Origin of the sequence: Roseivivax sp. THAF197b (assembly GCF_009363255.1) — a bacterium.
GTDB lineage: Bacteria > Pseudomonadota > Alphaproteobacteria > Rhodobacterales > Rhodobacteraceae > Roseivivax.
The window spans coordinates 3,641,580-3,654,877 of the sequence record NZ_CP045318.1; the positions used below are offsets into that span (position 1 = coordinate 3,641,580).

Below are 13,298 nucleotides of genomic sequence, written 5' to 3' on the forward strand. Positions count from 1 at the left end.
GGGCCTCGATGGCCCGGCGTGATGCACCCCCGGCTCTAGCGCGGCGAGCGTTTCGCCAAGATGCGCTGCAGGGTCCGGCGATGCATGTTCAGACGGCGCGCGGTCTCGGACACGTTGCGGTCGCACAATTCGTAAACGCGCTGGATATGCTCCCAACGGACGCGATCCGCCGACATCGGGTTGTCGGGCGGCGGCGGCAATTCCTCTTCCGTGGCCAGAAGCGCATTGACGATATCCGTCGCATCCGCGGGCTTCGAAAGGTAATCCGTGGCGCCGATCTTCACCGCGGCCACGGCCGTTGCGATCGCGCCATATCCCGTGAGCACGACGATCCGCGAATCCGGACGGCGCTCGCGCAGCGTCTCCACGATGTCGAGCCCGTTGCCATCCTCGAGCCGCAGGTCGATCACGGCATAAGCGGGCGGCCGCGCCGTCGCGATGGCAGAGCCACCCACGACAGAGCCCGAGGTTTCCACCTCGAAGCCACGCTTTTCCATGGCCTTTGCCAGCCGTCTCAGAAACGGCTCGTCATCATCGACAAGCAACAGCGATTTGTCTTCGCCCAGCTCCTGCATCTCCGCAACCTCATGTCATTCGTCGGATCGCATCCGAATGCAGGAAGTTAGTGCGGCCTCCTTAACCGTCAATTGGCCCGAGCCTGGCCCGGATATCAGGCGGCTTCGGCGAAACAGGCAACCCGGTCGGCCATTTCGGTGGAGGACAATTCGCGGCGGAAATACTCGACGAACCCTTCGCCCGGCATCAGCAGATAGGTGAAGGTCGTGTGGTCGACGATGTAGAACTCGTCCTCGGGGTTTTCCGGCACCCGGTAGAAGACGCGGAACGCATCTGCCGCAGCCTTGACCTGTTCGGGCGTGCCCGTGAGACCGATCATGTCGGGATGCATCGCCTCGGCATAAGCGCCGACCTGTTCGGGCGTATCGCGCGCCGGATCGACCGATACGAAGACCGGCGTTACGTCGATCCCGCGCTCGGCGAGGATGTCCACGGCCTCGGCATTGCGCGCCACGTCGAAGGGGCAGACATCCGGGCAGAAGGAATAGCCGAAATACAAAAGCACCGGTTCGGTCACGATATCGGCATCGCTCACGGTGACGCCCGCGCTGTTCACCAACTCGAACGGGCCGCCGATATCGCCCGCGACAGCGCCGGATCGGCAGGCCGCGAAGGTCTCCGCATCGCCCCGGAGCGTCGACCAGAATGCCGTGATCGCGATGAGAGCCGCGAGGCCGATACCCGCCACGATGACCATTGCCCAGCGCATTTGCCGCTCCTTCGTTCAATTGCCGTTTGTCCTGCAGGGTCGTATCACTTGCCACCGAAGCCGCAAGAGACAGGTTGGCGCATATGGCACAGCCCGACATATGGACGTTTGACGAACGTCGCCGCTCGAACTGGATCCGGCTGCGCACGATGATCCTGTTGCGCTGGTTCGCGGCCGCGGGCCAGCTGACCGCGATCATCGTCGCCGACACGCTCTACAACCTCGATATGCAGACCGGGCTCTGCTTCCTTGCCGTGGGCGTGGCCGTGATCGGCAATCTGATCGCGATGTTCATCTTCCCCGAGAACAAGCGGCTGTCGGAGACCGAGAACCTGCTCATGGTCCTCTTCGATATCCTGCAGCTCGCGTTCCTGCTGTTCCTCACCGGCGGCCTGCACAATCCCTTCTCGCTTCTGCTGCTGGGCCCCGTCACGGTGTCGGCGGCGGTGCTGCCGCTGGGCCGCACGGTGTTTCTCAATGCCCTCGCCGTGCTGCTCGTGACCGGGCTGGTCTTCTTCCACGTGCCACTGAAGACCGAGGATCAGCAGGTTCTGCGCATTCCCGACCTCTTCATCTTCGGACAATGGGCGGCGATCACCATCGCGATCATCTTCATCTCGATCTATGCGCGGCGGATCACCACCGAGATGCACGGGATGAACGACGCGCTGGCGGCAACGCAGATGGCGCTCGCGCGGGCGCAGAAACTCAACGATCTGGGCGGTGTCGTCGCCGCGACGGCGCATGAGCTGGGCACCCCGCTTGCCACGATCAAGCTGACCGCATCCGAGCTCGTCTCGGATCTGGAGAACGCGCCGGAGCAGCGCGAGGACGCGGCCCTCATTGCCGAGCAGGCGGACCGGTGCCGCGATATCCTGCATTCGATGGGCCGTGCGGGCAAGGACGATCCCCAGATGCGGCAGGCCCCCCTGACCGAGGTCATCCGCGAAGCCGCCGAGCCGCATGAAAACCGCGGCAAGGTCATCCATATCGAGGAGCGGCCCGGTCCGGGCGAGGTGGCCGACCCTCTGCCGCCGCAGATCCTGCGCCGTCCGGAAATCATTCACGGCCTGCGCAACCTCGTGCAGAACGCCGTCGATTTTGCCCGTGCCACGGTCTGGATCGAAGCCAGCTGGGACAATGATCTGATCACCGTGCGGATCATCGACGACGGACGCGGCTTCCCGCCCCACCTGATCGGGCGCATCGGGGATCCCTTCATGCGCCGCCGCCGCAGCGAGCGGGACCGCCATCTCCGTCCGGGCTACGAGGGGATGGGGCTGGGCCTCTTCATCGCCAAGACGCTTCTTGAACGCAGCGGGGCCGAGCTCAGCTTCGCAAACGGGTCCGACCCGCTCATGCCCGCCTCGCGCGGACGGTCGCGCCGCGGCGCCATCGTGGAGGTGGTCTGGAAAAGCGGCGCGATCACGGTCTCCGACACGACCGCACGCCGCCCGCTGGGACAGAATCCGCTCATTGAAAGCTGAGGAAAAAGGCTTTCAGCGGCACATCTTAACGCTTTCTTAACCTGCCAGGCGCAACACTCTCCGAGCGTCCGCGATGATATCGACGGGCGGTTTGGAAGGAACGACATGGCGCTGGAGACATGGCTTGCTATCCTCATCGGGATCGGGCTCGGCTCGGTCCTCGCGCTGTTGCGCCATACGGCGTTTCCGAACCTGCTGGACGGCCTGTTCAAGCGGACCGGCACGCCAGACCTTGAGGAGCCGCTTTTCCTTGTCAGGGAGGCCCGCATCGTCGATGCCACGCCTGCGGGAAAACGGCTTCTGGGGGATCGTCTGGGAGAGACGTGGGAAGACCTGCGCACTGCGCTCTCCCCGATCTTCCCGGGCCTGCCTGCCGCGCCGCCCACACGCCCCTTGCGCCTGATCGCCGCAACCGCGGACGCGCCCGACCTGCAATTGCGCCCGGATGGCGAACGATTGCGCATCGGTCTGACCGGTCCACCGCCGAAACTCAGCGCGAGCCTTTCCGCCTTGGGGGAGCTCTCCCAGCTGTCGCGTCTGCGCCGGGCTGCGGGCCTCGCCCCTTACCCGATGTGGCAGACGGATCCCGCGGGCGACATCCTGTGGTCCAATGAAGGTTTCGGAAAGCTCGCCGCGCTTGCGGAGGATGAGGTCCTCTTTCAGGTTACCGTCCCGGACGGAAAACCCGTTCTGCGGGAGCGGGTTCAGATCACCGCGCACCATCCGGATCTGCCGGAATGGTTCGAGGTCACAAGCGTGCGCGCAGCAAATACCTGGTTTCATTACGCGGTCGATATCGACGCCGTTGTCGAGGCGGAGACCGCGCGGCGCAACTTCGTCCAGACGCTCGCCAAGACCTTTGCACACCTGCCCATCGGACTCGCCATCTTTGACCGCAACCGCCAGCTGGTCCTGTTCAATCCGGCGCTTCTGGATCTCACGCAACTCTCCGTAGAATTCCTGTCCGGGCGGCCGAATCTGATGACTTTTTTCGATCAGCTACGCGAAAACCGGGTCATGCCCGAGCCCAAAAGCTATGACGGCTGGCGACAGCAGCTTGCGGAGCTGGTCGCCGCCGCCACCAATGACCGGTACTGCGAAACCTGGAGCCTGCCGAGCGGACTGACCTACCGCATCGCAGGCCGCCCACACCCTGACGGCGCTGTCGCCTTCCTGATCGAGGATATCAGTTCCGAAATCGCCCTGACCCGGCGCTTCCGGGCGGAACTGAACCTCTGTCAGTCGGTCATCGACACGATGGGCGAGGCTGTCGCGACCTTCAGCGCCACAGGCGTCTTGACCTTCTGCAACGCGGGGTATCGCGGGCTTTGGGGCACCGATCCGGACAGTACCTTCGCGGATGTCACGGTGGTTGACGCAACCCGCCTCTGGCAATCGAGTTCGGAGCCTTGCGGCGTCTGGGCGGAGGTGCGCAGCTTCGTGACCAGCTTCGGCGCCCGCACCCCATGGCGCCAGGAGGTCCGGTTGACCGATGGCCGCAAGCTTTGCGTCCGTTGCGACCCGCTGCCCGGCAGCGCCACGCTTGTGCGCTTCAACGAGATGCCAAGCGACGCGATGGAACCGGCCCCGCCACGCACCGCACTGGTCGGATAGACCCGCACTTCACGCGCATGCAACACCACATCCGAACCGGACCGCCACCGGGAAGGTCCCGCCGGGTTCCGCTTGCAGATGACGCGGTGGCGATTACTCTCGCCACATGCAATCCCGACATGCCTCTCTCGCGCTTCCGTCCCCGAACGCCACGGAAGATCTCGCCCGCAAGATCGGCGCCGAAATCGGTCCCGGCGACGTCATCTTGCTGTCCGGCGGGATCGGTGCGGGCAAGACGCATTTCGCCCGCGCGTTGATCCAATCGCGGCTCTCGGAGCCGGAAGATGTCCCCTCGCCCACTTTCACTCTGGTGCAGGTCTACGAGACGGACGCCGGTGAGCTCTGGCACACCGATCTCTACCGTCTGGATCATCCGGACAGCGTGGTGGAGCTGGGCCTGCTCGACGCGTTCGAGACCGCCATCTGCCTTGTCGAATGGCCGGAACGCCTGGGCGACATGACGCCCGAAAGCGCGCTGTCGCTGACCTTTTCGGACGGGCCGGATCCCGACACGCGCCACCTGTCCGCCGAGTGGCGCGATGCGCGCTGGGACGCGCTTTTCACAAGCGAGGCCGCATGAGCGTCGCCGATTTTCTGGCCTCCGCCGATTGGCAGGACGCCGACCGGGTTCCCATCGCGGGCGATGCCTCGGCCCGGCGCTACACGCGACTGGTGCGAGGCGACGGGTCCAGCCGCATCCTGATGGAAGACCCGGACGGCGATGTCTTTCTCTTTTCACGGCTCGCCCGCTATCTCGCGGGCCTCGGCCTCAGCGCGCCCGAGATCTATGCCGGAGAGCCGGGTCTTCTGCTGCTCGAAGATCTGGGCGACGCCTCCTTCGCCATCTGCGCCACCCGCACGCCGGGCGATGAGGCGACGCTCTACAAATCCGCGATCGAGGCGCTGGCCCTCCTGCACCGCGCCAAACCGCCCGAGGGTTTGAGCACCGCCGATCCCGCAACGCTCGCCGCCATGACCGATCTGGCCTTCGATCAGTACCTGCCGGGTGCCACGGGCGAGACGAACGAAACCCGCAAGGCAGATACGATCGGGGCGCTGCAGGACGCGCTGACCCGACACACGCCCGAGACGCGTGTCACGATCCTGCGCGACTTTCATGCGGAGAACCTGATCTGGCTGCCCGACCGCTCCGGGGCCAGACGCGCCGGTCTTCTGGATTTCCAGGACGCGCTGGTGGGCCATCCGGCCTATGACATCGTCTCCCTGATCGAGGATGCCCGGCGCGACGTGCATGAGGAAACACGCACCAGCACCATCCGGCACTACCTCGATCTGACCGGAATGACCGAGGAGGCGTTCAATGCCGCCCTCGCCGTGCAGGGCGCGGCCCGCAACCTGCGCATCCTCGGCGTGTTCGCCCGTCTCGCCGCCACGCGCGGCAAGCCGCATTACATCGACCTGATACCGCGGGTCTGGGGGCACCTGATGCGCGATCTCAGCCATCCCGCCTTGTCGTCCGTCGCGCCCCATGTCACCGAGGCGTTGCCCGCCCCGACCGCCGCACACCTCAGCCGATTGAAAGCGCCATGCCCGACGCCGTGATGATCTTCGCCGCAGGTTTCGGCACGCGCATGGGCGCGCTGACCGCGAACCGGCCCAAACCGCTGATCGAGGTCGCGGGCCGCAGCCTTCTGGACCGCACGCTTTCGCTTGCGGCCCATGTGCCCCGGCGCGTGGTGAACGCGCATTACCTCGGGCATATGATCGCGGATCACCTCGCCGGTCAGGACGTCACAGTGGTGCAGGAAGAGACCATCCTCGATACTGGCGGCGGGCTGAAGAACGCGGCATCAGTTCTGGGCGCAGGTCCCGTCTTCACCATGAATGCCGATGCGGTCTTTGCCGGACCGAACCCGCTGCGTGCGCTGGAGGCCGCCTGGCAGCCGGACCGGATGGATGCGCTTCTGCTCTGTGTGCCGTTGCCGCGCGCGATCGGGCGCAATGGGGGCGGAGACTTCGCCATCGGGGAGGATGGACGCCTCAGCCGGGGCGGCGCGCATGTCTATACCGGCGTTCAGATCGTGAAAACAGACGGCCTGTCCGACATTCATGAGGAGGCCTTTTCGCTGAACATGCTGTGGGACCGCATGGCCACCGAGGGGCGGCTTTACGGGTTCGAATATCCGGGACGCTGGGCGGATGTGGGTCATCCCGACGGGATCTCGCGCGCCGAGGAGATGCTCGCCACATGATCTTCGACGACGCGCAATCCCCGCGCCTTTTCGCCCTGCCTCCGGGGGCGGATTTTCCGGCAGCGCTCGCGGCCGGGCTACGCGCGCGGTTCGCGGGTCACCCTGCCGAGGCGATTGCCCGCACCGAATTGATGGTCAACACGCAGCGCATGAAGCGCAGGCTGGAGCTCATATTCGCCGAAGCCGGTTCGGGCTTTCTGCCGCGCATCACGCTGGTCACCGACCCTGCCGATGCGCGTCTTCGCGCGCGCCTGCCGCGCCCGGTGCCGTCGCTGCGCAGGCGGCTGGAATTGACGGGTCTCGTCTCGGGCCTGCTCGACCAGGCGGAGGGGCTGGCACCACGCGCGGCCCTGTATGACCTCGCCGACAGCCTTGCCGGGCTGATGGACGAGATGCAGATCGAGAACGTGGCGCCCGAGACCATCGCCGCGCTCGATGTCACGGACCAGTCGGGCCATTGGGAGCGCGCGCTGCAATTCCTGAAGATCGTGCAGCATTATTTCGACGCAGCCGGTCCGGCCCCCGATGCGGCAGCCCTTCAGCGCCGTGCGGTCGAGATGCGGATCGCGGATTGGCAGGACAACCCGCCCGAGCATCCCGTGATCGTCGCGGGATCCACCGGCTCGCGCGGGACCACCCATGCGTTGATGCTGGCCGTTGCGCGTCTGCCCCAAGGCGCGGTGATCCTGCCCGGCTTCGATTTCGACATGCCGCGTCATGTCTGGGACCAGCTGACCGATGATCTGCCGCGCAAGGATCACACCCAGCCCGGCGAGGATCATCCGCAATTCCGCTTCGCGCGGCTGCTGCGCGATCTCGGCGCAAGCCCGCCCGACGTGGCCGATTGGGGATATGGCACCGCCCCGGCGCCCGCCAGAAACGCGCTCGTGTCGCTGGCCCTGCGGCCTGCGCCCGTGACCGACCAATGGTTGACCGAAGGGCCCGGCCTGCCGGATCTCAGCGATGCAACGCGGGAGGTGACCCTGCTCGAGGCGCCCGATCCGCGTCGCGAAGCCGTCGCCATCGCCATGCGTCTGCGTGCCGCTGCCGAGACCGGGCAAAGCGCCGCGCTGATCACGCCCGACAGGAACCTCTCGCGGCAAGTGTCGGCCGCGCTGGATCGATGGGGGATCGTGGCGGACGATTCCGCCGGTCTGCCCGCGCAGATGTCACCGCCGGGACGCCTCATGCGGCAGGTCGCGCAGCTTCTGCACACGCCGCTGACCGCCGAAACGCTGCTTGCGCTGCTCAAGCATCCGCTCTGCCATGCGGGCGACGACCCGACCGAGGCACGCAGCGCCCATACCCGCGCCGTGCCCAAGCTCGAGACGCATATTCGGCGCAAGGGCATGCCCTATCCGGACCCTGCCCAGATCGGGCGCTGGCCCGAGGCCGAGGCGCATCCTGACTGGACGGCTTGGGTCGCGGAGACGCTCTGCGACAAGCCCGACGCCGCAACCCGGCCCCTCTCCGAGTGGGTCGCCACGCATATCGCGCTGAGCGAAGCCGTGGTCGCGGGCAGCGCCGGGCATGGCGCCGGTGCGCTTTGGGACAAGGAGGCGGGCCGCGAATTGCGCCGCATCATGACGGAGCTGGAAACCGAAGCGCCCCATGGCACCACGCTCGGCGCGCGCGACTATGCCGACCTTTTCGGTGCGATCCTGTCCCGGGGCGAAGTGCGCAACCCCGACACGGTCCATCCGCATATTCGCATTTGGGGCACGATCGAGGCGCGGGTCATGGGGGCCGATCTGATGATCCTGGGCGGCCTCAATGAAGGCACTTGGCCCGAGATGCCCAAGGCCGATCCCTGGCTCAATCGCCGGATGCGCGCCGATGCGGGGCTGACCTTGCCGGAACGCCGGATCGGGCTTTCGGCCCATGACTTCCAACAGGCGGTCGCCGCGCGCGAGGTCTGGCTGACCCGTGCCGTCAAATCCGCCGATGCCGATACCGTGCCGTCGCGGTGGCTGAACCGGGTCACGAACCTGATGAAGGGCCTGCCCGAGCGGGGCGGGCCGGATGCGCTTGATGCGATGCGACGGCGCGGCACGGACTGGCTGGCACAGGTCCACGCATTGGAGCGCCCCATCCTGTCCGCGCCCGCGCGCCGTCCCTCGCCGAAGCCGCCCGCATCGGCCCGACCACGCGAATTGCGTCTGACGCAGGTGAAGACGCTGATCCGCGACCCGTACACGATCTATGCGCGCAAGGTCCTGCGGCTTGAGCCGCTCAATCCGCTGATGCAGGCGCCCGACGCGCTTCTGCGCGGCATCGTCGTGCATGACGCGCTGAAGGCCTATGGCGAAGTGATGCGCGACCACGGCGTCCCGCCCACGGCGGCGTCGTTCCTTGAGGCGATCGAGCGCGAGCTTGCCCGCGCCGTGCCGTTCCCGCTGGCACGACAGCTCTGGCAGGCGCGCTTCGCCCGCATCGCCAAGAGCTTCGCCGACGAGGAGCAGGCCCGGCAAAGCCGGGCGCAGCTTGCGCGCTTCGAGATCGACGGCGCGGCAACCCTGCCCGCGCTCGGTTTCACGCTGAAAACCCGCGCCGACCGTATCGACCTCGATGATCGCAGCGGCGCGCATCTTTACGATTACAAGACCGGCAAACCGCCCGGCGAGAAGGAGCAGCTCTATTTCGACAAGCAGCTGCTGCTCACCGCCGCCATGGTGGAGATGGGCGCGTTCCGGGAGTTCGAGCCGCGCCATATCGCAGATGCGCGGTTCATCGGGCTCGGCGCGTCGGGCGGCGAAGTCTCCGCCCCGCTCGAGAAGGCCCCGCCGCGCGAGGTCTGGGCCGGGTTGGAGCGCCTGATCGCCCGCTATCTCGACGAAAGCCAGGGCTTCACCGCGCGGCGCGCTATGTTCAGCGACACCGATCGCAGCGATTTCGACCACCTGTCGCGCCTGGGCGAATGGGACCTTGCCGACGATCCACTGGCGGAGGTGCTGGAATGATCCGCAACGACGCCACCGAAGCGCAGGTGATCGCCGCGCGGCCCGACGCCTCGACATGGCTCTCGGCCAATGCGGGCTCGGGCAAGACGCGCGTGCTGACGGATCGCGTAGCCCGGCTTTTGCTGTCGGGGGTCGCACCCGAGAACATCCTGTGCCTGACCTACACGAAGGCCGCCGCGAGCGAGATGCAGAACCGCCTGTTCAAGCGTCTCGGCGAATGGGCCATGCTGGACAATGCATCGCTCGGCGCGGCCCTCGCGGATCTAGGCGAAGACGGTCCGTTCAGGGCCGATTTCCTGCAACGTGCCCGCACGCTCTTTGCCCGCGCCATCGAGACGCCGGGCGGCCTGCGGATCCAGACGATCCACTCCTTCTGCGCGTCGCTTCTGCGGCGGTTCCCGCTGGAGGCGCAGGTCAGCCCGGAATTTCGCGAGGTCGAGGACCGCGCGGCGGAGCTTTTGCGCGCCGACATGCTGGACCGGATGGCGGAAGGGCCCGACGGCGCGCGCATCGCCGATCTCGCAGGGCACTTCACCGACAGCGACGACCGGATCGACGCGCTCATGAAGGCTATGCTGGCACGCAAGACGGCGTTCCTGCCCCCGCGCGATCCCGATGCCATCCGCGCCCTTTACGGCCTGCCCGCGGGCTTCGGTCCGGACGATCTTCTGGCCGAGATATTCCTTGGCAGCGAAGGCGACCTCGTGACGGAACTGATCCCGCTCCTCGACGCTGGCGGGAAACTCGATCAGGAGGCGGCGGACTGCCTGCGCGCCTTCGACGGGCCGACCGATGCGGGTCGCAAGGCGCTGATGGCGGCCTTCTTCACGCAGGCGGGGACCCCGAAGACTCGGGTCCCTCGAAAGGGATTGAAGACCGATCCGGCGCATGCGCAGGCCATGACCGCGCTGGAGCAATTGATGGCGCGCCTCGAGGATGCGCAAGACCGCGCGCGGGCGCTGATGGCGGCGGAGCGGGACCTCGCCCTGCACCGCTTCGCGCAGGTCTTCCTGCCCGCCTACGAGGCCGAGAAGACCGCGCGCGGCTGGCTCGATTTCGACGATCTGATTGAGAAGGCGCATGGCCTTCTGTCGGACGAGGCGGTGGCGCAATGGGTGCTCTACCGGCTCGATGGCGGCATCGACCACATTCTTGTCGATGAGGCGCAGGACACCAACCCGCTGCAATGGGAGGTCATCGCGCTGCTGGCCCAGGAGCTGACCGCCGGTCAGGGGGCCCGTCCGGACGCGGAGCGCACGATCTTTGTCGTGGGCGACAAGAAGCAGTCGATCTATTCCTTCCAGGGCGCCGATCCCGACGCCTTCGACCGGATGCGCGCCAGTTTCGCCGAAAGGCTCAAGGAGGCCGAGACGCCGCTTCAGGTCCGCTCGCTCGATTATTCCTTCCGCTCGGCCGGGGCGATCCTGACGGCGGTGGATGCCACCTTCGAGGGATCGGAAGGCTCTGGCTTCGCACCCGAGGGTCGGCATCTGGCGTTTCACGGCGACATGTCCGGTCAGGTCGATCTCTGGCCCGTGGTGCCCAAGCCCGAGAAACCCGAGGAGGATGACTGGACCGACCCGGTGGACCGCACGGGCGCGCAGCATGAAAGCGTCGTTCTGGCAGACCGCATCGCGGGGTTCATCCAAAGCGCCGTGAGCCGGGGCCAGCCCCTGCAGCTGGGCGACAAGGCCCCGCGCGCCGTGCATGCGGGCGACGTGCTGATCCTCGTGCGCAGTCGCGGGCGCCTCTTCCACGAGATCATCCGCGCCTGCAAAGCCGCAGGGCTGCCCGTGGCCGGGGCCGACCGGCTCAAGGTCATGGCGGAGCTTGCGGTGAAGGATATCGGCGCGCTTCTGTCCTTCCTCGCCACGCAGGAAGATAACCTGTCGCTTGCCACGGCGCTGCGATCCCCCCTCTTCGGGCTGAGCGAGCAGGACCTCTTTACCCTGGCCCACCGCCGCGAGGGGCCAAGCCTTTGGGAGGCGCTGCGCGGGCGCGCCGACACCTACCCGGAGACCATCGCCATTCTGAACGATCTGCGCAGTCAGGCCGATTTCCTGCGGCCTTACGATCTGATCGAACGCATCCTGACACGGCATTCGGGCCGCGCGCGACTGCTCGGGCGGTTGGGACACGAGGCGGAGGACGGCATCGACGCGCTCTTGTCGCAGGCCCTGTCCTACGAGGAGGGCAACGTGCCCTCGCTGACGGGCTTCCTGAGCTGGATGCAGACCGACGATCTGGAGATCAAGCGCAGTCCCGAAGCGGCAGGTGCCGCGATCCGAGTGATGACGGTGCACGGCGCCAAGGGGCTCGAAGCGCCGGTGGTGATCCTGCCCGATTGCGGCAAGAAGAAAGACGACGTGAAGGATATTCTGCTTCCAGCAGCGGACGGGGCTGTCTGGAAAGCCCGCGCGGCGGAGCAGCCCACCATTCAGGCGGAGGCCATCGCAGGCCTGAAAGCGCGCCAGAAAGCGGAGGCGGACCGTCTGCTCTATGTGGCGATGACCAGAGCCGAGGCCTGGCTCGTCGTGGCTGCCGCCGGTGATCTCGGAAAATCGCCGGAAGAGACATGGTACGGCCAGGTCGAAGCCGGGCTCGCACGCGCGGGCGCTCAAAGCCTCGAGACCCCGCATGGCAGCGCGCTGCGTCTCGGCGCCTTGCCTGCAGGTCAGGCCGCACCGGACGATGCGCCGCCTGCGGATGAGATCGCCTTGCCCGAGCTATTTTCGCGCCCGGCAGAGATGCCCGTCGCACCCCAAACGCGCAGCCCGTCGGACCTTGGTGGCGCGAAGGCGTTGCCCGGCGCGGGCGACGAGACGGAGGCGGCAAAGGCGCGCGGCACGCTGATCCACCTCCTGCTGGAAATCCTGCCGGAGCTGCCAGCGGCGGATCGGGCAGAAGCCGCGACGCATCTCCTGCGGGACCATGGCGCGGCACCGGAGGCGATCCCCGCCTTGGCCGAGGAAGCGCTGCAGATCCTCACGGATATGCGGCTTGCCCCGGTCTTCGCCCCGACCGCGCTGGCGGAAGTGTGCCTCAGCGGCACCGTGCCGGGCCTCGGCCCCCTTCTCGGCGTGATCGACCGGCTGATCGTGACCGACGATCGGGTGACCGCCATCGACTTCAAGACCAATCGGCAGGTGGCCGGCAGTCCGGAGGAGACCCCCGAGGGGCTCCTGCGCCAGATGGGCGCCTACCGCGCGCTGTTACAGCCGCTCTATCCCGGTCACATCATCGAGACCGCGATCCTCTGGACTGCGACAGGAGCGCTTATGCCCTTGCCTGCCGCGCTGACCGAAGCGGCCCTCGCGCGTGCGGCGCTGCTTGATTATCGGACCGCGGCTCCATAGGTTCTGGTGCGAACGACCGAAATTCCACAGCATGTTGGAGAGAGATCATGGCCACCGTTGCCGTAACCGATGCCACTTTCGATCAGGAAGTGAAGAATTCCGACGTCCCCGTCGTGGTGGACTTCTGGGCCGAGTGGTGCGGCCCATGCAAGCAGATCGGCCCCGCACTCGAAGAGCTGTCGGCCGAGTATGGTGACAAGGTGAAGGTCGCCAAGGTCGACGTCGATTCGAACCCGAACACCGCCGCCGCCATGGGCGTGCGCGGCATCCCCGCCCTGTTCATCTTCAAGGACGGCGAAGTGGTGTCGAACCGCGCAGGCGCCGCACCGAAGGCCGCGCTGAAGGGCTGGATCGACGAATCGATCTGAGCCAACAGACCGGAT

Annotated in this window: 10 protein-coding genes; 8 read left to right on the top strand and 2 right to left on the bottom strand. The window is 66.8% G+C overall.

Annotated elements, in window-relative coordinates; all coding sequences use genetic code 11:
- Nucleotides 1-35: 35 nt before the first annotated feature.
- Both FIV09_RS17400 and FIV09_RS17405 read right to left on the bottom strand, forming a co-directional pair.
- On the bottom strand, nt 36-575 hold the full coding sequence (locus FIV09_RS17400) for an ActR/PrrA/RegA family redox response regulator transcription factor (RefSeq protein ID WP_152451983.1): 540 nt from the start codon (nt 573-575) through the stop codon (nt 36-38).
- Between the two features lie 95 nt (nt 576-670).
- Nucleotides 671-1,285 carry an SCO family protein gene (locus FIV09_RS17405; protein ID WP_152451985.1) on the bottom strand — a complete coding sequence of 205 codons (615 nt, stop codon included), beginning with the start codon at nt 1,283-1,285 and terminating at the stop codon, nt 671-673.
- Between the two features lie 83 nt (nt 1,286-1,368).
- On the opposite strand from FIV09_RS17405, the gene regB reads away from it, so the two are divergent.
- The 8 genes from regB to trxA all read left to right on the top strand — a co-directional run bounded on the left by regB (nt 1,369) and on the right by trxA (nt 13,283).
- Nucleotides 1,369-2,772: a sensor histidine kinase RegB gene (gene regB / locus FIV09_RS17410; protein ID WP_152451987.1), complete on the top strand. Its 1,404-nt coding sequence runs from the start codon at nt 1,369-1,371 to the stop codon at nt 2,770-2,772.
- Nucleotides 2,773-2,877: 105 nt separating this feature from the next.
- A complete protein-coding gene (locus tag FIV09_RS17415; RefSeq protein WP_152451989.1) occupies nt 2,878-4,386 on the top strand; it encodes a PAS-domain containing protein in 1,509 nt (502 codons plus the stop codon).
- 106 nt (nt 4,387-4,492) lie between these two features.
- Nucleotides 4,493-4,966 carry a tRNA (adenosine(37)-N6)-threonylcarbamoyltransferase complex ATPase subunit type 1 TsaE gene (tsaE, locus tag FIV09_RS17420; protein WP_152451991.1) on the top strand — a complete coding sequence of 158 codons (474 nt, stop codon included), beginning with the start codon at nt 4,493-4,495 and terminating at the stop codon, nt 4,964-4,966.
- Nucleotides 4,963-5,949, top strand: a complete 987-nt coding sequence (locus tag FIV09_RS17425) for an aminoglycoside phosphotransferase family protein (RefSeq protein WP_152451993.1) — start codon at nt 4,963-4,965, stop codon at nt 5,947-5,949. Before tsaE ends, FIV09_RS17425 begins: the two co-directional genes overlap by 4 nt.
- Nucleotides 5,934-6,599 (top strand): nucleotidyltransferase family protein, encoded by a 666-nt coding sequence (locus FIV09_RS17430; protein ID WP_152451995.1) that lies wholly within the window; start codon nt 5,934-5,936, stop codon nt 6,597-6,599. Before FIV09_RS17425 ends, FIV09_RS17430 begins: the two co-directional genes overlap by 16 nt.
- Entirely contained in the window at nt 6,599-9,559 is a 2,961-nt protein-coding gene (addB, locus tag FIV09_RS17435; protein WP_152452715.1) for a double-strand break repair protein AddB, read from the top strand. The genes FIV09_RS17430 and addB overlap by 1 nt, the downstream gene beginning before the upstream one ends.
- The gene (gene addA / locus FIV09_RS17440; RefSeq protein WP_152451997.1) at nt 9,556-12,915 is read left to right on the top strand and encodes a double-strand break repair helicase AddA; all 3,360 of its coding nucleotides are present in this window, start codon (nt 9,556-9,558) and stop codon (nt 12,913-12,915) included. Before addB ends, addA begins: the two co-directional genes overlap by 4 nt.
- 47 nt (nt 12,916-12,962) lie before the next feature.
- Nucleotides 12,963-13,283 carry a thioredoxin gene (gene trxA / locus FIV09_RS17445; protein WP_152451999.1) on the top strand — a complete coding sequence of 107 codons (321 nt, stop codon included), beginning with the start codon at nt 12,963-12,965 and terminating at the stop codon, nt 13,281-13,283.
- The last annotated feature ends 15 nt before the right edge of the window (nt 13,284-13,298 follow it).